The 24,281-nt window shown below is 43.5% G+C and carries 24 protein-coding genes and 1 pseudogene; 12 read left to right on the top strand and 13 right to left on the bottom strand.

All coding sequences use genetic code 11. The features are described from left to right. The first annotated feature begins 54 nt into the window (after window positions 1-54). The 3 genes from leuB (at window position 55) to leuD (ending at window position 3,242) form a co-directional block, all read left to right on the top strand. Complete coding sequence (gene leuB / locus HMPREF9065_RS06440; RefSeq protein WP_021615738.1) at window positions 55-1,131, top strand: 3-isopropylmalate dehydrogenase; 1,077 nt, start codon at window positions 55-57, stop codon at window positions 1,129-1,131. 88 nt (window positions 1,132-1,219) lie between these two features. Next, window positions 1,220-2,629: a 3-isopropylmalate dehydratase large subunit gene (leuC, locus tag HMPREF9065_RS06435; RefSeq protein WP_021615739.1), complete on the top strand. Its 1,410-nt coding sequence runs from the start codon at window positions 1,220-1,222 to the stop codon at window positions 2,627-2,629. A 10-nt stretch (window positions 2,630-2,639) separates the two neighbouring features. Continuing rightward, window positions 2,640-3,242 carry a 3-isopropylmalate dehydratase small subunit gene (gene leuD / locus HMPREF9065_RS06430; RefSeq protein WP_021615740.1) on the top strand — a complete coding sequence of 201 codons (603 nt, stop codon included), beginning with the start codon at window positions 2,640-2,642 and terminating at the stop codon, window positions 3,240-3,242. A 96-nt stretch (window positions 3,243-3,338) separates the two neighbouring features. Here leuD and HMPREF9065_RS06425 read toward each other — a convergent pair whose 3' ends face one another. Together HMPREF9065_RS06425 and mtr are read right to left on the bottom strand one after the other, a co-directional pair. Beyond that, the gene (locus HMPREF9065_RS06425; RefSeq protein ID WP_021615741.1) at window positions 3,339-4,091 is read right to left on the bottom strand and encodes a class I SAM-dependent methyltransferase; all 753 of its coding nucleotides are present in this window, start codon (window positions 4,089-4,091) and stop codon (window positions 3,339-3,341) included. A gap of 1 nt (window position 4,092) precedes the next feature. Beyond that, window positions 4,093-5,337 (bottom strand): tryptophan permease, encoded by a 1,245-nt coding sequence (gene mtr / locus HMPREF9065_RS06420; RefSeq protein ID WP_021615742.1) that lies wholly within the window; start codon window positions 5,335-5,337, stop codon window positions 4,093-4,095. A gap of 154 nt (window positions 5,338-5,491) precedes the next feature. On the opposite strand from mtr, the gene ppa reads away from it, so the two are divergent. From ppa to mog, 6 genes are all read left to right on the top strand, one after another. Next, the gene (gene ppa, locus HMPREF9065_RS06415; RefSeq protein WP_006716839.1) at window positions 5,492-6,019 is read left to right on the top strand and encodes an inorganic diphosphatase; all 528 of its coding nucleotides are present in this window, start codon (window positions 5,492-5,494) and stop codon (window positions 6,017-6,019) included. A gap of 69 nt (window positions 6,020-6,088) precedes the next feature. Beyond that, window positions 6,089-6,859, top strand: coding sequence for a M48 family metallopeptidase (locus HMPREF9065_RS06410; RefSeq protein ID WP_021615743.1), 771 nt, complete (start codon window positions 6,089-6,091; stop codon window positions 6,857-6,859). Window positions 6,860-6,875: 16 nt separating this feature from the next. Then, window positions 6,876-7,727 carry a thymidylate synthase gene (locus HMPREF9065_RS06405; RefSeq protein WP_021615744.1) on the top strand — a complete coding sequence of 284 codons (852 nt, stop codon included), beginning with the start codon at window positions 6,876-6,878 and terminating at the stop codon, window positions 7,725-7,727. A gap of 63 nt (window positions 7,728-7,790) precedes the next feature. Continuing rightward, a complete protein-coding gene (gene tadA / locus HMPREF9065_RS06400; protein ID WP_021615745.1) occupies window positions 7,791-8,327 on the top strand; it encodes a tRNA adenosine(34) deaminase TadA in 537 nt (178 codons plus the stop codon). A 193-nt stretch (window positions 8,328-8,520) separates the two neighbouring features. Continuing rightward, entirely contained in the window at window positions 8,521-9,186 is a 666-nt protein-coding gene (locus tag HMPREF9065_RS0109440; protein WP_051264475.1) for a hypothetical protein, read from the top strand. A gap of 77 nt (window positions 9,187-9,263) precedes the next feature. Then, window positions 9,264-9,845 (top strand): molybdopterin adenylyltransferase, encoded by a 582-nt coding sequence (gene mog / locus HMPREF9065_RS06395; RefSeq protein ID WP_021615747.1) that lies wholly within the window; start codon window positions 9,264-9,266, stop codon window positions 9,843-9,845. Window positions 9,846-10,021: 176 nt separating this feature from the next. Here mog and hemB read toward each other — a convergent pair whose 3' ends face one another. The 8 genes from hemB to yedE form a co-directional block, all read right to left on the bottom strand. After that, a complete protein-coding gene (gene hemB / locus HMPREF9065_RS06390; RefSeq protein ID WP_033002454.1) occupies window positions 10,022-11,044 on the bottom strand; it encodes a porphobilinogen synthase in 1,023 nt (340 codons plus the stop codon). Window positions 11,045-11,062: 18 nt separating this feature from the next. Further along, complete coding sequence (gene tatC / locus HMPREF9065_RS06385) at window positions 11,063-11,830, bottom strand: Sec-independent protein translocase subunit TatC (RefSeq protein WP_021615749.1); 768 nt, start codon at window positions 11,828-11,830, stop codon at window positions 11,063-11,065. Between the two features lie 26 nt (window positions 11,831-11,856). After that, window positions 11,857-12,510 (bottom strand): Sec-independent protein translocase protein TatB, encoded by a 654-nt coding sequence (tatB, locus tag HMPREF9065_RS06380; protein ID WP_021615750.1) that lies wholly within the window; start codon window positions 12,508-12,510, stop codon window positions 11,857-11,859. A gap of 3 nt (window positions 12,511-12,513) precedes the next feature. Next, window positions 12,514-12,744 (bottom strand): Sec-independent protein translocase subunit TatA, encoded by a 231-nt coding sequence (gene tatA / locus HMPREF9065_RS06375; RefSeq protein WP_021615751.1) that lies wholly within the window; start codon window positions 12,742-12,744, stop codon window positions 12,514-12,516. A gap of 289 nt (window positions 12,745-13,033) precedes the next feature. Then, complete coding sequence (deoD, locus tag HMPREF9065_RS06370; protein WP_021615752.1) at window positions 13,034-13,753, bottom strand: purine-nucleoside phosphorylase; 720 nt, start codon at window positions 13,751-13,753, stop codon at window positions 13,034-13,036. A gap of 126 nt (window positions 13,754-13,879) precedes the next feature. After that, entirely contained in the window at window positions 13,880-15,130 is a 1,251-nt protein-coding gene (locus tag HMPREF9065_RS06365) for a NupC/NupG family nucleoside CNT transporter (RefSeq protein ID WP_033002455.1), read from the bottom strand. A 413-nt stretch (window positions 15,131-15,543) separates the two neighbouring features. Further along, on the bottom strand, window positions 15,544-15,813 hold the full coding sequence (yedF, locus tag HMPREF9065_RS06360; protein WP_021615754.1) for a sulfurtransferase-like selenium metabolism protein YedF: 270 nt from the start codon (window positions 15,811-15,813) through the stop codon (window positions 15,544-15,546). Between the two features lie 51 nt (window positions 15,814-15,864). After that, complete coding sequence (yedE, locus tag HMPREF9065_RS06355; RefSeq protein WP_021615755.1) at window positions 15,865-17,076, bottom strand: selenium metabolism membrane protein YedE/FdhT; 1,212 nt, start codon at window positions 17,074-17,076, stop codon at window positions 15,865-15,867. A 303-nt stretch (window positions 17,077-17,379) separates the two neighbouring features. Here yedE and HMPREF9065_RS06350 point away from each other — a divergent pair. Next, window positions 17,380-17,787, top strand: a pseudogene (locus HMPREF9065_RS06350) (metallophosphoesterase); the annotation flags it as partial. A 141-nt stretch (window positions 17,788-17,928) separates the two neighbouring features. Here the strand turns inward: HMPREF9065_RS06350 and purB are convergent. Next, window positions 17,929-19,296 carry an adenylosuccinate lyase gene (gene purB / locus HMPREF9065_RS06345; protein WP_033002456.1) on the bottom strand — a complete coding sequence of 456 codons (1,368 nt, stop codon included), beginning with the start codon at window positions 19,294-19,296 and terminating at the stop codon, window positions 17,929-17,931. A 27-nt stretch (window positions 19,297-19,323) separates the two neighbouring features. Then, window positions 19,324-19,935: a high frequency lysogenization protein HflD gene (gene hflD / locus HMPREF9065_RS06340; protein WP_021615758.1), complete on the bottom strand. Its 612-nt coding sequence runs from the start codon at window positions 19,933-19,935 to the stop codon at window positions 19,324-19,326. 127 nt (window positions 19,936-20,062) lie between these two features. Between hflD and HMPREF9065_RS06335 the strand changes: the two genes are divergently transcribed. Beyond that, entirely contained in the window at window positions 20,063-20,473 is a 411-nt protein-coding gene (locus tag HMPREF9065_RS06335) for a copper chaperone PCu(A)C (RefSeq protein ID WP_033002457.1), read from the top strand. A 99-nt stretch (window positions 20,474-20,572) separates the two neighbouring features. On the opposite strand, the gene HMPREF9065_RS06330 is transcribed toward HMPREF9065_RS06335, so the two are convergent. Next, on the bottom strand, window positions 20,573-22,000 hold the full coding sequence (locus HMPREF9065_RS06330) for a YdgA family protein (protein WP_021615761.1): 1,428 nt from the start codon (window positions 21,998-22,000) through the stop codon (window positions 20,573-20,575). Between the two features lie 335 nt (window positions 22,001-22,335). On the opposite strand from HMPREF9065_RS06330, the gene dnaK reads away from it, so the two are divergent. Beyond that, window positions 22,336-24,237, top strand: a complete 1,902-nt coding sequence (dnaK, locus tag HMPREF9065_RS06325) for a molecular chaperone DnaK (RefSeq protein ID WP_021615763.1) — start codon at window positions 22,336-22,338, stop codon at window positions 24,235-24,237. Window positions 24,238-24,281 lie beyond the last annotated feature (44 nt).

Raw genomic sequence — 24,281 nt, forward strand, 5'->3', positions numbered from 1 at the left:
AAAATATGAAGAAAATTAACCGCACTTTTGTGTGAAAAAAATAGGAAAAACAATATGCAATCATATAACATCGCCGTTCTACCGGGAGACGGTATCGGTCCGGAAGTCATGGCGGAAGCCATTAAAGTATTAAACAAAGTCCAAGAAAAATTCGGTTTTAAACTTAATTTCAACGAGTTTTATGTGGGTGGTGCTGCAATCGATAATTGCGGTTGCCCATTACCGGCAGATACCCTAAAAGGCTGTGAAGAGGCCGATGCGATTTTATTCGGTTCTGTAGGTGGGCCAAAATGGACAAACTTACCACCGGATCAACAACCGGAACGCGGTGCATTGTTGCCATTGCGTAAACATTTCAAATTATTCTGTAACCTTCGCCCGGCAACTCTTTATAAAGGATTGGAGAAATTCTGTCCGTTACGAGCAGACATCGCAGCGAAAGGGTTTGATATGGTGGTTGTGCGAGAATTAACGGGCGGGATTTATTTCGGTCAGCCTAAAGGTCGCGAAGGCGAAGGCGCACAAACCAAAGCATTCGATACCGAAGTTTATTACAAATATGAAATCGAGCGCATTGCACGTGCTGCTTTTGATGCGGCAATGAAACGTCGTAAACACGTGACTTCTGTGGATAAAGCGAATGTATTACAAGCCTCTATCTTATGGCGTGAAACGGTGACTGAAGTGGCTAAAGACTACCCTGAAGTCACCTTAGATCACATTTATATCGACAACGCGACCATGCAGCTCATCAAAGCACCAGAGTCTTTTGATGTGCTCCTCTGCTCTAACATTTTCGGCGATATTATTTCTGATGAAGCAGCGATGATTACGGGTTCTATGGGTATGTTACCGTCAGCCAGTTTAAACGAAGAAGGCTTCGGCTTATATGAGCCTGCTGGCGGTTCTGCCCCGGATATCGCAGGCAAAGGCATTGCTAACCCAATCGCACAAATTCTTTCTGCGACGATGATGTTGCGTTACAGCTTCAACTTAAACGAAGCGGCGGATGCTGTTGAAAATGCGGTGCAAAAAGTTTTGGCAAGTGGTCACCGTACCGGTGATTTAGCCGATGACTCTGCCCCTATTTCAACGGCAGAAATGGGTACGTTAATCGCTAACGCAATCTAATAAAAAACAATGAAAGTGCGGTTCAAAAACACCTCGGATTTTAACCGCACTTACTCTAACAAAAGCCTCTAACGAATTGAGAAAAATTATGGCAAAAACACTCTACGAAAAATTATTCGATGCCCATGTGGTGTACGAAGCCGAAGGCGAAACGCCGATTTTGTATATTAACCGTCATTTAATCCATGAAGTAACCAGTCCGCAAGCCTTTGACGGTTTACGTGTGGCAGGCCGTCAAGTACGCCAAGTGAGCAAAACCTTCGGCACCATGGATCACAGTATTTCTACCCAAGTACGCGATATTAATAAGCTTGAAGGTCAAGCGAAAATTCAGGTGTTAGAGCTTGATAAAAATACCAAAGCAACGGGGATCAAATTGTTCGATATGACCACAAGAGAACAAGGTATCGTGCATGTCATGGGGCCTGAACAAGGCTTAACTTTGCCGGGCATGACTATCGTTTGTGGTGACTCCCATACCGCCACCCACGGTGCATTCGGTGCTTTGGCATTTGGTATCGGCACCTCCGAAGTAGAACACGTATTAGCCACCCAAACCTTAAAGCAAGCCCGTGCAAAAAGCATGAAAATTGAAGTGCGTGGCAAAGTGGCGCCGGGCATTACCGCAAAAGATATTATTCTGGCCATTATCGGTAAAACAACCATGGCGGGCGGCACAGGTCATGTGGTGGAATTTTGTGGCGAGGCCATTCGTGACCTTTCCATGGAAGGCCGTATGACCGTATGTAATATGGCGATTGAAATGGGCGCAAAAGCAGGCTTAATCGCACCGGATGAAACCACTTTCGACTATTTAAAAGGCCGTCCACATGCACCGAAAGGTAAGGATTGGGATGATGCAGTCGCTTATTGGAAAACCTTAAAATCCGATGATGATGCGCAATTTGACACGGTGATCACATTAGACGCCAAAGATATCGCACCACAAGTCACTTGGGGAACAAACCCTGGTCAAGTGATCGGTATCGATCAATTAGTGCCAAATCCAGCAGAAATGATGGATTCTGTGACTCGTGCTTCAGCAGAAAAAGCCTTGAATTATATCGGTTTAGAACCGAATACCGATTTAAAAGAAATCCCTGTGGATCAAGTGTTTATCGGCTCTTGTACTAATGCCCGTATCGAAGATTTACGCGCCGCAGCGGCGGTGATGAAAGGCCGCAAGAAAGCCGATAACGTAAAACGGATTTTAGTGGTGCCGGGTTCCGGTTTAGTCAAAGAACAAGCGGAAAAAGAAGGCTTGGATAAAATTTTTATCGAAGCGGGCGCAGAATGGCGCAATCCGGGCTGTTCCATGTGTTTAGGCATGAACGATGACCGTTTAGGTGAATGGGAACGTTGTGCTTCGACTTCAAACCGTAACTTTGAAGGTCGCCAAGGCCGTAATGGTCGCACTCACTTGGTGAGCCCAGCCATGGCTGCCGCAGCGGGAATGTTCGGTAAATTCGTTGATATTCGTGACGTGACATTAAATTAAGGAGCAGAAAATGGCAGGATTCAAACAACTTTCAGGCTTAGTAGTGCCATTGGATGCCGCGAATGTGGACACAGATGCGATTATTCCAAAACAATTTTTACAAGCCATTACCCGCGTAGGTTTCGGCAAACACTTATTCCACGAATGGCGTTATTTGGATGTAGAAGGCACCAAGCCAAATCCGGAATTTGTGCTGAATTACCCACAATATCAGGGGGCGACTATTTTATTAGCACGCAAAAACCTCGGCTGTGGTTCTTCTCGTGAACACGCCCCTTGGGCGCTTGCCGATTACGGTTTCAAAGTGATGATCGCACCTAGTTTTGCGGATATTTTCTATAACAACAGCTTGAATAACCACATGTTACCGATTCGCTTAAGCGAAGAGGAAGTGGAAGAAATCTTCCAATGGGTGTGGGCAAATGAAGGCAAACAAATCCATGTGGATTTGGAAGCAATGACCGTTACTGTGGGCGACAAAGTTTATACCTTTGAACTTGATGAATTCCGCCGTCATTGTTTGTTAAACGGCTTGGATAATATCGGTTTAACCCTTCAACACGAAGACAAAATCGCAGAATACGAAAGCAAAATTCCGGCATTCTTGCGCTAACTTTTTATCACTCGGAAAGCAGATATTTTCTGCGCTAAAAGGCGGACAAATTGTCCGCCTTCTTTTCTCAAAAACACGTCAAAAATCGACCGCACTTTATGTGTTTTTTCTCGCCTTAACAAACAACAACACCGGGCGATGTTGTAAATCTTTAAATTCATCCTGCCATTGCGGTTGGTCTGCAAGCATGGGCTCCGCCATTTGCTCAATGTGAAAACCGGCAGAAATCAAATTGTTGATGATGGTCGCCGTGGTGCGGTGATAGGTAGTGAAAGGTTGTTTAAACCAGTTGCGTTGGCGTTCGCCTTCATCCCGATAGAAATTCAGACGATACGCGAGTTGACGTTTTTGTTCGTCTTTTTCCCAACGCTCACCGCCTTGATAACAGGTCACGATAGGATGCTCTTGAGAGAAAACCAATTGTCCGTTTGGTTTCAGTTTGGCATGAATTTTTGCTAATAAGGCAGGAAAATCCTGCACATAATGAAAAGCAAAGGAACTGGTGATTAAATCAAAATCGCCCTCATTTAACCGTTCTAAACGTTCCATGGGGGCTTGCTCCAGTAAAAAGTGCGGTCGAAATTCTGCGAGATTTTTTGCTGCCTGCTGCAACATAGCTTGGGACAAATCCATGCCGACAACAAATGCGGCGCCCCGTTCTAAATAAAGCTTGAGGTGTTCTCCGCAACCACAGCCTAAATCTAAAATACGCTTGCCTGACACATCGCTGACTAAGCCCAACATGGTGGGCTTTTCAACGATTTCATTTAAGCTGTTCGGGTTACTGCGCAGTTTCTGGTACAGGTCGAAAAAACCGTCCTTGTCGTACACGCTTTGCTTGTCTTGCATATTATCCTTTGAAGTCGGCAATCCAACCGAACTGCAATGCCACTTGTGCGAAGATATTCAATAATCCGAACAAAATCACAAAATACACCATGAAGTTGCCGCCGTGTACACGATAGGTGGCATTCGGGAATTTTTTGCGGCTGGCTTTTGCCAATAATGCCGGCACGATGGCCGCCCAAATCGTGGCGGCTAGCCCTGCATAACCGATGGCAATAACGAAACCGAACGGGAATTGTAAGCTCAATAATAACGGCGGCAGGAAAGTCACTAACGTCGTTTTCGTGCGTCCCAAACGGCTGTCATCAAATTTACACAAGTCAGCGATGTAATCGAATAAGCCTAAGGTGACACCAAGGAAAGAACTGGCGATGGCCATGTAGGCAAAGAAATTCAAAACAATGCCGATATAATCGGTTTGGATATATTTATTCAAGGCTTCTAATAAGGCCGCCACATCCCCGCCTTTGGCGATGACCGGCGCAAATTCGGCGCGCGGTAAGTTACCTTGAACGGCAAGCTGCCACAAAATATAAATAATCAACGCCAAACCGGTGCCAAGGAAAATAGATTTCATCACGCGCTTGCCATCACGATCATAGTATTTCACCAAACTCGGGACATTACCGTGGAAACCGAAAGACACCAAACACACCGGAAGTGCGGTCAAAATATAAGGTAAATATTGTTGTTCGCCCTGTGCCACCGTGTTAAGCAACACATCGGCTTTCACCGAACTCAACAAACCGGAGGTAGAAAGGAAGAAAGAAATGATCATCCCGGCGATTAACACCGTACTAAAACGGTCAACCGCTTTGGTAGAGAACCACACAAACGCCGCCAACACAAAACAGAAAATCAAGGAGCCTGCAGTGCGTCCCACTTCCACATTTTCGCCTAATTGATTCAGGAAACTTTCCGTAATACTGCCACCGGAGGTGATGTAAGCATAAGTAAGTATGTAAAGCACAAAGGCGACAGACAAACCATTAATCACATTCCAGCCTTTGCCTAATAAATCCGTTACGATCGTATCGAAACTGGCGCCGGTCGGATAATGTAAATTGGCTTCTAAAATCATTAAGCCCGACGTGGTCATACAAAACCAGGTGTAAATCAGAATCGCAATTGAACCGAAAAACCAAACACCGGCAGTAGAAGTTGGGTTAGCAAGCATACCGGCGCCGATTGCCGTACCTGCGATAATCATCGCGCCACCGAGTAATGAAGGGCATTTTTGCATTGTCATTGTAATATCCTTTAGTAAAAAATTTGGACTATTATAATAGTACAACTACAAAAGACAACCGCATTTTATCACGCAACGTCCCCTCAACTCGACAAATGAAGCCGATTACGGCTATAATTGCCACGTTTATTTAACTCACAAGAAGGAATAACAAATGGGCTTAGAAAGCGTACCGGCAGGTAAAGAATTACCAGATGACATCTATGTTGTTATTGAAATCCCTGCAAACTCTGATCCAATTAAATACGAAGTGGACAAAGAAACCGGCACATTATTTGTAGACCGTTTCATGGCAACCGCAATGTTCTATCCGGCAAACTACGGTTATGTGAACAACACCTTATCTTCTGACGGCGACCCGGTTGACGTATTAGTGCCAACACCGTATCCGTTACAACCAGGCTCTGTGATTCGTTGCCGTCCGGTAGGCGTGTTGAAAATGACCGATGAAGCCGGTGGCGATGCGAAAGTGGTTGCGGTACCGCACACGAAATTAAGCAAAGAATATGACCACATCAAAGACGTGGGCGATTTACCGGAATTATTAAAAGCACAAATCAAACACTTCTTCGAAAGCTACAAAGCGTTAGAAGCAGGTAAATGGGTGAAAGTTGAAGGATGGGAAGGCGTTGACGCAGCGCGTAAAGAAATCCTTGATTCATTTGAACGTGCAAAAAAATAATAAAATTCCAAACAGACCGCGCTTTTAAGGTGCGGTCTTTTTTACACACAAATCTATGAGGGAAAATTTATGTTCAAATTTGCTAAAACATTAACACTCGTCTCTATCGTCGGTATTTTAACAGCTTGTGCAGATTCTGCCTCAATTAACCAACAAGCGGCTATGGGCTATCGTGATATGATTAACGAAGCCAAATCCCAAAATCAAATTGACAGCAACTCCAAAACAGCGAAACGCGTACACAAAATTTTCAACAAAATGGTGCCGTATGCAAATCGCGAAAACCAAACCGGACAAGCCTTTGACTGGCAAATCGAAGTGATTAAATCGAAAGAACTTAATGCTTGGGCGATGCCGGGTGGCAAAATGGCGTTTTATACCGGCTTAGTGGAAACTTTAAACCTCACAGATGATGAAATCGCAACAGTAATGGGGCATGAAATGGCGCACGCCTTAAAAGAACATGGTAAAAAGAAAACTAACCTTAGCCAATTTACCAATGTGATTGCCAACGTTGCCCAAACGGCATTGGCGACACAAATCGGTTCTGACAGTAGCTCCATTGTTGTAGGCTTAGCAAAAGACTGGGGCTTGGATAAACCTTATTCTCGCAGTGCAGAAACCGAAGCTGACGAAGTAGGGCTATTCTTAATGGCGAAATCCGGCTATAACCCAGAAGCCGCACCGGGCTTATGGGATAAAATGCAAAAAGCCTCAACAGGCTCACAAGGCATTTTAGATAAATTAAGTTCGACGCACCCAAGTGATAAAGATCGCCAAGCAAACTTATTACGCCTAATGCCGCAAGCCTTAGCACTGTATAAACAAAATAGAGGGTAATCGACATAGTGTTGTTATGAAAGCTTATTTAGATTTGTGCCAACGCATTGTTAACGAAGGCGTTTGGGTTGAAAACGAACGTACCGGCAAACGCTGTTTAACCGTAATTAACGCCGGTTTGACTTACGATGTGGCAAACAATCAATTCCCGTTGATTACCACCCGTAAAAGTTATTGGAAAGCCGCTATTGCAGAATTTCTAGGTTATATTCGCGGTTATGACAATGCTGCCGACTTCCGCAAGCTGGGTACCAAAACCTGGGATGCCAATGCCAATGAAAATCAGGCTTGGCTCAATAATCCGCACCGCAAAGGCACGGATGACATGGGGCGCGTGTATGGTGTGCAGGGCAGAAGCTGGCGCAAGCCGAATGGGGAACATCTCGATCAGTTGCGCAAAATCGTCAATAACCTCAGCAAGGGCATTGATGATCGCGGCGAAATTTTGACGTTCTATAATCCGGGTGAATTTGATTTGGGCTGTTTGCGCCCTTGCATGCACACACATACGTTTTCTTTGCTTGGCGACACGTTATATCTCACCAGTTACCAACGCTCTTGCGATGTGCCGCTTGGTTTGAATTTCAACCAAATCCAAGTGTTTACCTTCTTGGCGTTAATGGCGCAAATTACCGGTAAGAAATCCGGGCAAGCGTTTCATCACATTGTGAATGCACATATTTATGAAGACCAGTTGGCACTCATGCGTGATGTGCAATTAAAACGTGAACCGTTCCCGTCACCACAGTTGGAAATTAATCCGGACATTAAATCTTTAGAAGACCTGGAAACCTGGGTCACCATGGATGATTTCAAAGTCACGGGTTATCAATGCCACGAACCGATTAAATATCCGTTTTCCGTCTAACAAAGTGCGGTCGGTTTTAAAAACGTTTTTAAAATCCACCGCACTTTTCATCTGAAGAACCTCATGACTGAATTGCAACATCAATTAGATGAACAATTTATGCGCCACGCCTTAACGCTGGCGGACAAAGCAGAAGCCTTGGGTGAAATTCCTGTGGGTGCGGTGTTAGTGAGCGAGGAGGGGGAAATTCTTGGCGAGGGATGGAATTTATCGATCATTGATTCTGATCCCACGGCGCATGCCGAAATTGTGGCTTTACGCCAAGGCGGTCAACGCTTACAAAATTACCGCCTGTTGAACGCGACCTTATACGTCACCCTTGAGCCTTGTACTATGTGCGCTGGGGCAATTTTACACAGCCGTATTAAGCGCCTTGTGTTCGGTGCGGCGGACTATAAAACCGGTGCGGTAGGTTCCCGTTTTCATTTTTTTGATGATTACAAAATGAACCATGCCATCGAAATCACCGCTGGCGTGTTGCAACAGGAATGCAGTGAAAAACTCAGTGCGTTTTTTCAAAAACGCCGTGCGCAACAGAAAGAAGCGAAATTAGCAGGCATCCCGAATAAATCCAATGTCGAAACAATGAATAGAGATTAATGTGCGGAAGAATCGTTCTTATTTTTGTACGAGAGATAAGAGCATAAAACCACAAGATTACTTTTTATCGTAGAAAATTACGGCATTTTTCCTTTTATTTTGATACACTGGGCAAGTTATCGCCTTCATTATTTTGTTGGCATGATTTCCGTCTTAGTCAATATCTATTTATATGCGTTCTAAAGGAAACATTATGAGTATTAATAACCTCAAATATAAATTCCAACATTTTTTATACCCGATTGCCGCACAGTGTGATCGTTTGGGCATTAAAGCCAGCTATATTACGGTATTCTCTAGCATCCTCTCTATTGTCATTGGCATCACGGTGCTTTTAGGCGGGCAATCGCTCTTTTGGTTAATTCCAATTGGGCTATTTATTAACCTTGTCTTACTGAATAATCTTGCCGATATTCTTATCTATGATTTTGAGCATACGTCTCGTTGCAGTCGATATTTAACCAAAATCATCTATGTTGTTGCCATGACAGCGGCATATATTCCTTTTATGTTTGTTGCGCCTTTTGATCCGCTACAAATCGGTTTAGTCATTCTACTTTCAGCGTTACTGGATTTAAATCTGCTCCCTAAACAAAAAGAAGAAAACGATGAACCCTATGGCGGACCGTTAGATAAAGTCGATCGTGCAATCTTACTTGGCGAAGTGGCGATATTATACGCCCTCTTTGCACCGTTCAATGAAGCACTTTATTGGGCACCGTGGGTGTTAGTCGCCAGTTTAGTCCTCACGCTAATCATTAGAATTAAACTCAACCGCACGAATACGCCAATTCCAGAGGAAGTCCAAGAAGAAATTCATCAAGAGCTTTTAGAAGAACTAAAAGAAAAAATGAAATAATCCAATACAAATCCCTTATGCCGTGTCATTGCCTTTAAACGATGATACGGCATTATTTTTTATAACAAGGAGTAATTATGGACACGCGGTTAAAAATTGGTTTAGTCTCCGTTTCAGATAGAGCCTCTCAAGGCGTTTATACCGATCAAGGCATTCCCGAATTAAAACATTGGTTGGAGCAAGCTTTAGTAGATCCTTTTACCGTTGTTGAACAATTGATTCCAGATGAACAAGCTGAAATCGAACGTGTATTATGTGAATTGGTGGATGAACAACATTGCCACCTTGTGTTAACCACTGGCGGAACCGGTCCGGCAAAACGGGATGTCACACCGGATGCGACATTAGCCATTGCCGATCGAGAAATGCCCGGCTTTGGCGAACAAATGCGCCAAGTCAGTTTGCATTTTGTTCCAACCGCCATTTTATCCCGTCAAGTGGGTGTGATTCGTAAAGACAGCCTTATTCTTAATTTACCGGGGCAGCCGAAAGCCATCAAAGAAACCTTAGAAGGTGTTAAAGACAGCGAGGGTAAGGTCATTGTGCAAGGGATTTTTAGTGCGGTGCCTTATTGCCTGCAATTAATCAATGGCATCTACATCGACACCAACCCTGCGATTATCACCAGTTTTAGACCAAAATCAGCACGCCGTGAATAATACTACGGAGGCGATATTGCGCTAAAATACAGACTTCGTTATTAAAAAAGCCCTCTGGAAATGCACGAAAAAACGACCGCACTTTTCAGATGGCTTTTTGTTAATCAGAAATTACCATGCGCATATCCGAACCGCATGGCAATAATAGATAGGAGATGAAAACGCAAAGTAATGCGTTATTTATTTTTCCCTTCTAAATACAACCACTCTGCCACTTGTTTAGCGAAGTAGGTCAGAATACCGTCCGCGCCGGCGCGTTTGAAACAAAGCAAAGATTCCATGATGCATTCTTTTTCTTTCAACCAGCCGTTTTGAATCGCCGCCATGTGCATGGCATATTCACCGGACACTTGGTAGGCAAAGGTTGGTACGCCGAATTGTTGTTTTACGCGATAGACTAAATCTAAATATGGCATACCCGGTTTCACCATCACCATATCAGCGCCTTCTTCCAAGTCTAATGCCACTTCTTGTAAACCTTCATCGCTGTTAGCCGGGTCTAATTGATAGGTCTTTTTATCGCCGCCTTTTAAGTTGCCGGAAGATCCCACTGCGTCACGGAACGGGCCGTAATAGTTGGAGGCATATTTAGCGGAGTAAGCCATGATGAGGGTGTTAATAAAGCCTTTTTCTTCCAAGGCGTTGCGGATTCTGCCGATGCGACCGTCCATCATGTCGCTTGGTGCGACCACGTCTGCACCGGCTTCTGCGTGGGACAGCGCTTGTTTGATTAATATATCGGTAGTGATGTCGTTCAGTACGTAGCCTTCTTCATCGATAATACCGTCTTGTCCGTGTAGGGTGTAAGGGTCAAGCGCCACATCGGTTAATACGCCAAGGTCAGGATAGGCGGCTTTGAGTGCCTTCACTGCGCGTTGCACCAAGCCGTTCGGATTATAAGCTTCTTCCGCCATTAAGGATTTTTTCGCCTGTTCCACCACAGGAAATAACGCAATCACCGGTACGCCGTATTTCACCAATAAACCCGCTTCAATTAACAGTTGGTCGATGGTTAAACGTTCTACGTTTGGCATGGAAGGCACCGCTTCACGATGATTTTCGCCTTCAATAATAAATACAGGATAAATCAGATCATCAACAGTCAGTTTATGTTCCGCCATTAAGCGGCGACTAAAATCCTGTTTACGCATGCGGCGTAAACGGCGGGTTGGAAAACCAGTAAAAATTTGTTGTGTCATATTATCTCCCGAATTGAATTAGTGATTAGCTGTGTTATTTTCATCTTGAGTGGCATCGTCTTCTTCACGCGGACGATAAAATCGCGCAAAGAATACACCCACTTCAAATAACAAACACATTGGAATAGCAAGCAAGGTTTGTGAGAATACATCCGGCGGAGTTAAAAGCATGCCGATAAAGAACGCACCGACAATAATATAAGGGCGCTTGGCTTTTAAATCTTCCGGTGTGGTAACACCAGTCCAGCATAACAGAATAATCGCCACCGGCACTTCAAAGCAAACACCGAAAGCTAAGAATAACGTCAGTACAAAATCTAAGTAGCTACTGATGTCGGTCGCGATCGCCACCCCTTCCGGTGCCGTTTTAGTTAAAAAGCTGAACACTAACGGGAATACCACATAGTAAGCAAAAGCTACGCCTAGATAAAACAACAGCGTGCTGGAAAATAATAGTGGATAAATCAGGCGTTTTTCATGTTGATATAACGCCGGTGCCACAAACGCCCAAATTTGGTAAAGCAAAAATGGCACGGAAATAAAAATGGCAACAACACCGGTCAGTTTAATTGGGGTGAAAAACGGCGTGGCGATGTTGGTGGCAATCATGCTGGAACCGTTTGGCAAGTTTGCTGTTAACGGTGCTGCCACAAAGTTATAAATTTCGTTGGAAAAATAAACTAACGCCACAAATACCACAGCAACGAAAATAATGCTGCGTAATAAACGGTTGCGCAGTTCTACCAGATGAGTGATGAGGGGTTGAGTATCGTCAACGCTGGTCATAAATTATCCTAATTGAGGGTTGCGCCCTAGCTTTTATTTGAGGATTGTTCGGTTTTCTCCGAATGGGCATTTTCTGAATTGGCCGGCAAAGGATTATCCGGATCATATTGATTGATGTAATAAGCCAGTTTGTCATCTAGCTCAATTTCTTCTTGCTCCGCCTGTTCTGCCGGAGAAAGTGCGGTCGTATTTCGCGACATTTCTGCAACGGCTAAGGCTTCTGTATTTTGTTCGGAAAAATCTTCAACATCAAGAATGTCATAGTTAGCCATTGGGTTGCGATCATTTGAACCGGGGTGAATATTGTCATTTTCATCCGAATTTTCTACCGCACTTTTCATTTCCTTGATTTGATCTTGCAACGTAGTATTACTTTGTGCTGCTTTTTGTTCCAAATCGGCACGCAACTTATCCGCAGAGGCTTTTAATTCCTCAACGGTTTTGCCCAATTCGGGAGACAACGCCTTAAGATTCAAGCTTTCCGCTTTCTTAATGCTGTCTTGCAACTCTTGCAATTTTAATTCTTGTTTTAGTTCATTTTGTACATTCGCCGCCAAGCCACGAACAGTTCGCACCCAAGACATGACCGTGCGAATGGCTACCGGTAAACGTTGTGGGCCTAGTACCACTAAGCCCACAATACAAACTAAGACAACCTCAGAAAAACCAATATCAAACACGGATTATGCCTGTTCTTTTTCTTTGCTTTTTTCTTGTTCCGGTTGTGCCTTTTGCTTTTGTTCCACTTTATCGAAACTTGCATCAGCCGGTTTGGCTTCTTCATTCATGGCTTTTTTAAAGCCTTTTACAGACTCGCCCAAATCCGTACCTAACGTACGCAATTTCTTCGTACCGAATAACAATACAATGATTAAAACCAAAATAGCCAATTGCCAAATGCTAATGCCACCCATAAAAACCTCATTGATATGCGTTAAGAGATGAAATTTATCTGTTAAAAACGTGCAGAACTATACTCGTTTTACCCGTGTTGAACAATAGCCAAGCCGGATTATTTTCGTATTTATTGACGTTGCTTACCTTGCTTCTTTGCATTTTAACTTAGCATCGTATAGCAACTTGCTTCCTTCTAAGCCTTAAATCATTCCCTTGAAGTCAAACTGTCGATCTCATTTTATACCGCGATAGCACACAAAAGAATGCTGCCGAATGACGCAAATTAGGCAGCATTCAAGGAGTTGACTAGTTAGCCTTATCGTCAATTAACACGGTTTCTAACGCCACTTTGATCATTTCATTAAACGTCAACTGACGCTCTTCCGCACTGGTTTGTTCATGAGTACGAATATGGTCGGATACAGTACAGATAGTCAATGCGCGCGCACCGTATTCTGCTGCCACGCCATAAATACCGGCGGCTTCCATTTCTACGCCTAGAATGCCGTATTTTTCCATCACGTCAAACATGTCGACATCCGGGGTATAGAATAAATCCGCAGAAAATAAATTACCGACACGAACCTTAACATCCAATTCCTTCGCTGCCTGTACCGCCGCTTGCGTTAAACCGAAATCGGCAATCGCTGCAAAATCGTTGTCTTTAAAACGAATACGATTGACTTTGGAATCAGTACACGCACCAAGACCGATAACCACATCACGCACTTTGACATCCATACGGACGGCACCACAAGAGCCGACACGAATCAGTTTTTTCACACCGTATTCCGTAATAAGTTCTTTCGCGTAAATGGAACAGGAAGGGATCCCCATACCATGAGCCATCACAGAAATGCGGCGACCTTTATAGGTGCCGGTAAAGCCCAACATATTGCGAACGTTGGTCACTTCTTGCACGTTTTCTAAGAAAGTTTCTGCGATATACTTGGCACGTAGCGGATCGCCCGGCATTAATACGGCATCGGCAAATGCACCGGCTGGCGCGTTAATATGTGGAGTCATAGTCTTTTCCTCTTTATTGACATGGTGAACTAAAATTAGCGCAAACGTTTTCGTTGCCTATAAACGACAACACCACGAACGGGTCGTGGTGTCATCATAAAAAACGTGGTGAAATCATACCGCACTTTATAGCACAGCACCACTCAAACCGATAAATAATCCGGCAATCGTTGCACTCATTAAGTTAGATAATGAACCGGCAAGCACCGCTTTTAAACCTAAACGCGCAACATCACCGCGACGATTTGGTGCCATACCGCCTAAACCGCCGATTAAGATTGCAATGGAGCTGAAGTTAGCGAAACCACAAAGTGCGAAGGTAATAATTGCTTTGGTTTTATCACTTAGCACAACAGCAGAATCCGGTTGTAAATATTTAGCAAATTCTAAATAACCCACAAATTCGTTCACCGCTAATTTTAAACCAATCATTTGGCCGGCAATGGCAGATTCTTCCCAAGAAATCCCGATTAAGTATGCCAATGGTTTGAAAATCCAACCTAAAATCACTTGTAAAGTTAAGTTTGGTTCACCAACAATGCCACCCAAGCTACTTAAAATCCAGTTGATTAAGGCAATCACAGACACAAACGCAATTAACATCGCACCTACATTCAGTGCCAAGTGCATACCGTCACGCGCACCGTTTGCTAAGGCTTCAATCGCGTTGGACGGTTTTTCCACATCCGCATCCTCTTTTAACATATCATCGTTTTTTTCCGTTTGTGGAAACATGATTTTAGCGAATAATAAACCACCCGGTGCAGCCATAAAAGAAGCGGCGATTAAGTAAGTTAACGGCACGCCCATTCCGGCATAACCTGCCATCACAGAACCGGCGATAGAAGCCACGCCACCCACCATCACAGCGAATAATTCAGATTGGGTCATACGACCGATAAATGGCTTAACAATTAACGGCGCTTCCGTTTGCCCCACGAAAATGTTTGCAGCAGCTGACATGGATTCCGCTTTTGAGGTACCTAATAATTTTTGTAACCCACCACCGATAAGTTTGATGACCCATTGCATCACACCGATGTAATAAAGTAAGGAAATGAGTGCAGAGAAGAAGATAATCACCGGTAATACTTTAATAGCGAAGATAAAACCGAAACTTTGGCTTGGGTCAGTCAATCCACCAAAAACAAAGCTAATCCCTTCATTACCAAAACCGATAACTTTGCCGATAAAATCGGATGCCGCTTGTAATGCATGACGTCCGGCCGGCACATAAAGCACGAAAGCACCGATAGCGATTTGAATGGCCAGTGCGCCAAACACAGTACGTAAATTGATCGCTTTGCGATTGTTAGAGAATAAAACGGCAATCCCCAACAGCACAAAAATACCGATAATGCTGATTAAAATGTCCATAGATACCTCAAAGGATGTAAATAAAAATTTGGCGTATTCTACTTGTTTTTGTGGCGAAGAGGGAGTGATTTTTTCAAGAATAAAAAAATCCCGAGGATTTCGGGATTTTTTAATGCTTAGCATTGTAACGTGCAACGTGTTGCACGAAATTGTGAATGTCCGAAAGGGGTAAATAACGCTCCGTGCGTGGTTTGCGCGTGCATCAAGAACACGGTACGCACGATATTGTGAATTACGCATCGGGGTTCATCATTCGTGCAACAAGTTGCACGCTACGCACGAAATCATGAATTACGCATCGAGGTAAATCATTCGTGCAACAAGTTGCACGCTACGAGGGGGTAAATAATCCTTCAATATGTTGAATTTCGGTTGTCAGCCTTGTTCGTTATATAGCGAGGATTTTTTAATGATTAACGCTGAATCAAATAACGTAATTTTGTGCCATCTTGTTCTATGCTTAATAACGTATAACCGTGGTTTTTGGTATCCACCGGAATGTTGTTGATGGATTGTGCGCAGTCGCTGAGTAATTCCAGAATTTCGCCTTCCTTTAATTCCGGCATGGTTTCTAACATAACAATAGCCGGATACGGACAAGGTTCGCCCACGGTGTCGATGGTGTAATCCGGAACGATGTCTTTTGGATCTTTATCTAGTTTGTGTACAACGGTAAATGCCATAATATGTTTTCCTTCTGTGAAATAAAAATAATGTCAAATCAAACCGCACTTTTACGCCTGTGCGAGAGCGGCGATTTTGGCTTTTGCTTTGGCAAGAAAGCGTTTTTCCCACCAGACGACAGCGATTAAGCAGAGAATCAATAAACCGTAGTTCACTAATAATCCGCCGACCGGACCAAATTCTTTCAGTAAGTTCAGTTTTTCGTAGTCAAGTGCTAGAGCCGGTGCCAAATCATCCCAAGCGTAGGCGAGATAGGTAGAACCGATCACGTTGCCGATACCCACCCACATAAAATGTACTTGGCCTTCCATCGCGCGGTACATCCAACCGGTTTCACAACCGCCGGCTAATACAATGCCGAAACCAAACAATAAACCGCCAATAATCGCATTCGGACCTGCCCACATGATTTTTGCCGGAACGCCTAATTGAATGTAGCTGAAGACACCAATAGTGCCGGCAAGAATACCGAAAATAATGGCTTTTGCCATGTAAGCGCGACCGGTTACCCAAAGATCACGAAAAGCCGACGTGAAGCAGATTTGCGCACGTTCGATAAGTAAACCGAAAGCTAAACCGCACAACATGGCAAAACCGAGTTTGATGGATTGGGTCATTACATAAAGAGAGGCAATAAAGTAAGCGAAGAATACGACCATGCCGATCCAAAAACGGCGTTGTGCTCTTTTCGGATCGCTTTCTTGTAATTTCGCGGCGCCTTTTTTCAATTCCAATTTCACGCGGAACATCGGTAATAAGGTGACTTTTACGCCGGCGTAAGTTCCAAGTGCTGTAGCAATGGTGAAAAACCAAGCGTGCACGGAAAATTGTGGAATACCGGTAAATAACGAGGCAAGGTTACAGCCCATCGCCAAACGTGCGCCGAAACCGGCAATGGCACCGCCGATTAAGGCTTGTACAATACGACGCTTATGTGGCTGGTTACGCCATTTCACGTTGTTTGCCCACAAGGCTGCGGAGATACAACCGGCAAACATGCCTAAGATCATCACGCCATCAACGCGGGTGAGAATTGTGCCTTGCATACCGATGATTTTGTAGTAGCTCCAATCGGACACATCAACGCCCAAGGCTTCTAATGCATGGCCACCCCAACGGGTAAACTCTCCGGTAACCGCCCAGTAGGTGCCGGTAACGCCGAAATAATAGGCCGAGATTAAACCGGCAGCGATAACGGCGATGACGGGATTCCAATATTTAATTAAATATTGTTGTTTGAACTGTTGTAAAACTTCGTTCATTTTTAATCCTATTAAAGTGAATGAAAGTATTACAAGGAAGGTATAACAATGAGAAAAGGCTCAAAAGAAAGGCTTTGTCATTTCCTATACACAAACTTGCGATATAAATGAAATTACAAATTAGATTTGCGGGCGTTAGTTTAATGAATAAAATCATGAAAGGCAATCGTTTGCCTGTTTTTTAAACATTTTTAGGTATGTCACCTTACTTTTAATCTTCTCAATGATTCAGCTGAATCCTTATTGCTTGTGCCATGTAAATAGATATAATTCGTCGCGTATTTATTACCAAAAGGAAATTCTATGAAAAAAGTCATTTGTTCATTATTTGCACTTTTAGCATTGAGTACTGCGGTGGCACAAGAAGTCAATATCAAAATTCTTGGAACCTCTGATGTACACGGTCGTATTGTGCCTTGGAGTTATGGCGCAGATGTCGCTGATAAATCCGGTTCTTATGCACAAATTGCCACTTATGTGAACGACGTTCGTAAACAACACAAAAATGTGGTGTTAGTCGATGTTGGGGATGCCATTCAAGACAACCAAATTGATGTTTTCGCTAAAACGAAAAAATACTATAAAGACCATCCTGTACCTAAAGTGTTAAACGCCATGAAATATGACGTTTTTGTGTTGGGAAATCATGAGTTTAATTTTGGTATGAAAGCGCTTGATGAAATTTTAAAAGACATTAAGGCAAAATTGATGGACTTTCACATCAACGTTGGGAAATCATTGGATTAGAATAAGATTCTCAGCATTTGCGTAAAAAGCGTTCCCATGAAATTGAATTTCATCATTTATCTTGGGAACGCTTATTTTTTGCGTATTTGAAACGTTATTGATCGATTACAGTTTTTCCACCAACTGTACTGCCGCGCCGATATAACTTGCCGGTGTAAGTTGTTGCAAGCGTGCTTTTTCTTCTGCCGGAATGTCTAATTTCTCAATAAAATCAAACATCGCTTTGGCATCTACGTGTTTGCCGCGGGTGAGTTCTTTCAGTTTTTCGTACGGTTTTTCAATGCCGTAACGACGCATCACGGTTTGAATCGGTTCGGCGAGCACTTCCCAGTTTTGATCCAATTCTTCACGCAAATGGGCTTCATTCACTTCTAATTTGCTGATGCCTTTTTGGGTCGCCGCATAGGCGATTAAGCAGTAGCCTAAACCCACGCCAAGGTTACGCAACACGGTGGAATCCGTTAAATCGCGTTGCCAACGGGAAATCGGTAATTTGCTGCCTAAGTGTGCCATCACGGCGTTTGCCAAACCAAGGTTGCCTTCGGAGTTCTCGAAGTCGATTGGGTTGACTTTGTGTGGCATGGTGGAAGAACCGATCTCTCCGGCGATAGTACGTTGTTTGAAATGATTTAATGCGATGTAACCCCACAGGTCTCGGTCGAAGTCAATCACAATCGTGTTAAAACGCGCTACGCAATCGAACAATTCGGCGATGTAATCATGTGGTTCGATTTGGGTGGTGTACGGGTTCCATGTAATGCCCAAAGACGTCACGAACTCTTCGCTGAAAGTATGCCAATCAATATTCGGGTAAGCGGATAAATGGGCGTTATAGTTGCCCACAGCACCGTTGATTTTTCCTAGAATATCAATGTGTTGTAATTGTTTGTATTGGCGTCTTAAACGATATACCACGTTGGCCATTTCTTTGCCCACGGTGGTTGGCGATGCCGGTTGACCGTGCGTGCGGGAAAGCAATGGAATGGTTTTATATTGCTCGGCAAGTGCGGTGATTTTTTCGATTAAATTTTGCCATTCCGGTAATAACACTTCTTCACGCGCGGTGTTTAGCATTAAGGCGTGGGAAAGGTTGTTGATGTCTTCAGAGGTGCAAGCAAAGTGAATAAATTCACTGATTGCCGCCAATTCAGGCAATGCTGCGCTTTTTTCTTTAAGGAAATATTCCACCGCTTTCACATCATGGTTGGTCGTTCTTTCAATTTCTTTAATGCGCTCGGCATCTTCAATAGCAAAATTAGCGACAATTTGGTTGAGGTAATCGTTTGCTTCTTTTGACAAAGAAGGCACTTCGGTGATTTGTGCGGTCGCTGCCAATTTTTGTAACCAACGAACTTCCACTGTAACACGGAATTTTAATAATCCGAATTCGCTGAAAATATGACGTAAACGGGCGGTTTTGTCTTGATAACGACCATCAATCGGGGAAAGTGCGGTTAGCGCGCTAAGTTGCATAGATGAAAGCTCCATTATTTAGAGAAGTTAAAGAGAAGAGAGAATGTGTTGTGCCGTGGAGGCAATTTTGCCACGGAAAAACAGCAATTGCCATTTGGTGCCGCCCACTTGTTGCCACAAAATAGCGGAACGGATGCCGGCTAATAACGCGGCGCGAATGCGATTTTGTGTGCCTAAATGCTGTAAATATTGAGTAACGCCGGTGACTTGAATTCGGCGACCCAATGGGCTTATCACATCCACATAGATGCCGGCAAAATTAGACAGCATCTGTTCGTCGAGTAAGTGGTAATGTTCCAGCTGTGTGGGTAAATATTGAATGCGGCGTGCCAATTCTTGTTTGGCTTCCGGGGTTTTGTTGAGTTTTGCCGCCAATGCCAACAGACTGAGCCAATAACGACCCAGTTCCGGCTCGCTACCATTAAGCTGTTCGCAAAGTGTGGTTAACCCCAATTTCAGGTTATTTAGCTCGCCACCAAACACATCGAGCGTGGTATTTGGCGCGGTTTTTAATAAACTGTTCAGACTGGTTTCTAATGCGGCTGCATCCGCTTCACCATTTAATGCCAGTTGTTGCACGAGTTTCGCTACTTGGCAGACGCCGGCAAGGGCGAGTGTAATGTCGTAATAATTAGCCATTGAGGTTTAATGAGAATTGAATAAAAAGAGTACGAAAAAGTGAGCGGTAATATAGCATTTTTCTGCTATAGTGGAAAGGCAATCGGCAAGGTCGATAAACTCAAAAAAGATGAAAAAGGAGAAAACCATGCAGCGCATTTACAAAACAGTATTTTTTATGACCGCACTTTTGCCTCTTAGCGCATTGGCAAAAGTTACCGTGACAAACCCAATCATTTTTGCCACCCAACAAGCCGGTGAACCCACCGCGATTTTTATGGAACTGCATAATGATGGCAACGAAACGGTGAATCTGGCGATGGTACAAAGCAGTGAATCGGCAAATTTGGTCTTGCACGGTACACAAAATGGCAAAATGGTTACCACCGATGGCATTGCAATTCCCGCTAATGGCAACGTGCAATTAAAACCGGGTGGTTTGCATATTATGGTGTTTGATTCTGCCAAGGCGTTGCGCGCTGGAGAACGTTTTCCATTGACCTTGATGTTTGATAATGGTGAAAAAGTGGCTACAGATGCCGCCATTATTCACCATTAGTCATCGTTTTCCTGATCCTCTGGCGCAATAGCGTGCGGCTTGTTACAGAAAATAAGAAAGCCGCACAGGCGCTAAGATCTTGATGAATCAAAATGTCGATTAATATCCCATCGACATTGCGGCTAAAAATAAAATAGACGCCACTTGTTCTTCCGGAATGACTTTTCCGTTAAGTTTGAGTTCGCCATTTTCTAGCACAAGATCCAATTTTACTTGTTTGCCATCATCCACTAAAATGCCTTGTTGAATAGGGTTTTTTAGACCGTCATTGACTTTCATCTCAGCAGTGCGATCCGCTTGTGCTTTTTCTACTTTCGAAGAGATTTGTTCCGCTGCACTTGCCACCTCAACTAAGGCAGCCTTATCGGCATTCACTTTAAAAATAAAGTGCTGGAATAAGTTAAAGATTTTTCCTCGGGATAATGTAGCAAGATCCGATGTCGCCACCGCCACATCAATATCCGCAGCCAGTTTTCCCGCTTGCGTTGTTAGCATCGGATGAAAAGCGAATTGTGGTTGTTTATCAAAGAATTTTCGAAGGAGTGCAATCTCTGCATCAGTTAATGGTGCATCTTCAGTTTGAGCGAATTTTGCATGTAACACTTGGTTTAATGTCTCGCCATCAAGATGATTGAATGCCATATTCAAATTCAGATCACCAAAATGAATTTGATTTAACTGTGTCCCCTCCAGTTTCAGATTCATTGCAAAATCAAGAAACGCCTCTTTTCTGACCGTATTCAAATCGATTTTCCAGTTTTTCACCGTGAGCAGATTGGTTTTACCTTGCTCATCGGTTTCTTCGATATTTGTCTCACCGGCAGCGATCCATTGTTGTCCGGTAGAGAGAAGATCCCACTCTTTGATTGGTTGATATTCAGCCATGGCTTTAATATTGTTAAACTGTACTTGCGTTTTCGTCTCTGCTTCTTGATAAACCAGCTTGTCAGCCGTCATATCGGCTTGACGAATGCCCTGTGGCGTAAAATCAAGCGTTAAATTCGTTTTACCCAGGTGCCATGTGTCTTTTTCATCTGAAATATCCACAGGCGCAAAATGCATTTTGGCTGCACCTTGGCGTTGGTAATTCATTGTTGTATTAATGGATAAAGGATTTTCCCCTTTGGCTGCCTTAAACCATGAGGTTGTGTTGTCGTTTTGAACAAGATTATCAACGGAGGTAAACATCGTTGGTACAAGATTCAACTGAGATAATTGATTCAGCGGTAACGGACCGTGATATAAGGTGCCTTCAAACGGCAAAGTAAAGACAGATTCAGGCTTATTCGGGTCTTTCACCACAATGTCATATCGGGTTTTTGAGCTCAATAAACCACGCTCAATGGCAACATGGCTAACTTCAACGGACAATCCTTTCACAGAAAACGATTGCTGTATGTTTTGGTTGAGCAACTCAAATTGATGGACATACTCTTCTTCGGCGACTTTTCCTGTATACCATGCGCCACCCAACCAAACTGCACCTAATGCCACAATCACGCTGGCCGCTAACGTTGATTTTTTCATATCCTCTATCCTTAAAATTAATCAAAGTAAAATAATTCGGCTAATCTAGCATAAATTTAGTTTTTTAGAAAAAAGACCACGAAATTTTTATTCTCCTCTTGAATCTCTTATTTTTATCCTCATTTTACAAAACGAATCAGGATTGAGCTGCCAAGGTGCTTTCATCGCAATACGTTTTGGTAACGCTAGTGAAGAAAATCCATCTAATTTTTGAACCGCACTTTGCAAGCATTGAAAAAATTTTTAAATAAATGCCTTGAAATGCAAAATTCAATCCACATTTTATAATCCGTAAATCGTTACACCGAATTTAAAATTTCATTAGGAGAAAACAAATGGGAAAAATTATTGGTATTGACTTAGGTACAACAAACTCTTGTGTGGCTGTGATGGATGGCGATAAACCTCGCGTAATTGAAAACGCAGAAGGCGATCGCACCACCCCGTCAATTATTGCTTACACAAATGATAACGAAACATTAGTCGGTCAACCGGCAAAACGCCAAGCGGTAACTAACCCGAAAAATACATTATTCGCGATCAAACGTTTAATCGGTCGTCGTTTTGAAGATGCTGAAGTAAAACGTGATATCGACATCATGCCATTTACTATTACAAAAGCCGATAATGGCGATGCATGGGTTGAAGTGAAAGGCGAGAAATTAGCACCTCCGCAAATTTCTGCCGAAGTGTTGAAAAAAATGAAAAAAACCGCCGAAGATTTCTTAGGCGAACCGGTTACTGAAGCGGTTATTACCGTGCCGGCATACTTTAACGATGCGCAACGTCAAGCAACCAAAGATGCAGGTCGTATCGCTGGTTTAGAAGTTAAACGTATTATCAACGAACCTACTGCAGCCGCACTAGCTTACGGCTTGGATAAAGGTCAAGGTAACAAAACAATCGCTGTTTACGACTTAGGTGGTGGTACATTCGACTTATCCATCATCGAAATTGATGAAGTGGGTGGCGAAAAAACCTTTGAAGTATTGGCAACCAACGGTGATACTCACTTAGGTGGTGAAGACTTCGATAACCGCGTGATCAACTATTTGGTCGATGAATTCCAAAAAGAACAAGGCATTGACTTACGTAAAGATCCGCTTGCAATGCAACGTTTAAAAGAAGCTGGTGAAAAAGCGAAAATTGAGCTTTCTTCCGCACAACAAACGGATGTGAACTTACCTTACATCACAGCGGATGCAACCGGTCCTAAACACTTAAACATCAAGTTGACTCGTGCGAAATTAGAATCCTTAGTGGAAGATTTAGTGGCGAAATCTCTTGAGCCGGTAAAAGTTGCATTAAATGATGCCGGATTAACAGCGTCTCAAATTGATGACGTTATTCTCGTGGGCGGTCAAACCCGTATGCCACTTGTTCAACAAAAAGTGGAAGAATTCTTTGGCAAAGCACCACGTAAAGATGTGAACCCAGATGAAGCTGTTGCGATTGGTGCAGCGGTACAAGGCGGTGTGTTAGCCGGTGATGTGAAAGACGTATTGTTGTTAGACGTTACCCCATTATCATTGGGTATCGAAACCATGGGTGGTGTGATGACCACTTTAATTGAGAAAAACACGACGATTCCAACCAAAAAATCGCAAGTGTTCTCAACGGCGGAAGATAACCAAAGTGCAGTAACCATTCACGTGTTACAAGGTGAACGTAAACAGGCTTCTGCCAATAAATCTTTAGGTCAATTTAACCTTGAAGGCATCAACCCGGCACCACGTGGTATGCCACAAATTGAAGTGACCTTCGATATCGATGCAGACGGTATCATCCATGTTTCTGCGAAAGACAAAGGCACAGGTAAAGAACAACAAATCACCATTAAAGCCTCTTCCGGTTTAAGTGATGAAGAAATTCAACAAATGGTACGCGATGCCGAAGCGAACGCAGAGTCTGACCGTAAATTTGAAGAATTAGTACAAGCTCGCAACCAAGCAGATCACCTTGTACACAGCACCCGCAAACAATTAAGTGAAGCCGGTGACAATGTACCTGCCGCAGATCGTGCCGCTATCGAAAGCGCATTAAGCGACTTAGAATCGGCTGCGAAAGGTGAAGACAAAGCAGTGATTGAAGCCAAACTTCAAGCCCTTGCCGAAGTTGCACAAAAACTTGCACAAACAGCACAACCGCAAGGTGAGCCACAACAAGCGCAAAGCAACGGCAAACCAAATGATGATGTTGTGGATGCTGAGTTTGAAGAAGTGAAAGATAATAAGTAGTTTCACTCTCACTAAAATAAAAGGGCGTAGCAATACGCCCTTTT

The sequence above is a fragment of the Aggregatibacter sp. oral taxon 458 str. W10330 genome (genome assembly GCF_000466335.1).
Lineage (GTDB): Bacteria > Pseudomonadota > Gammaproteobacteria > Enterobacterales > Pasteurellaceae > Aggregatibacter.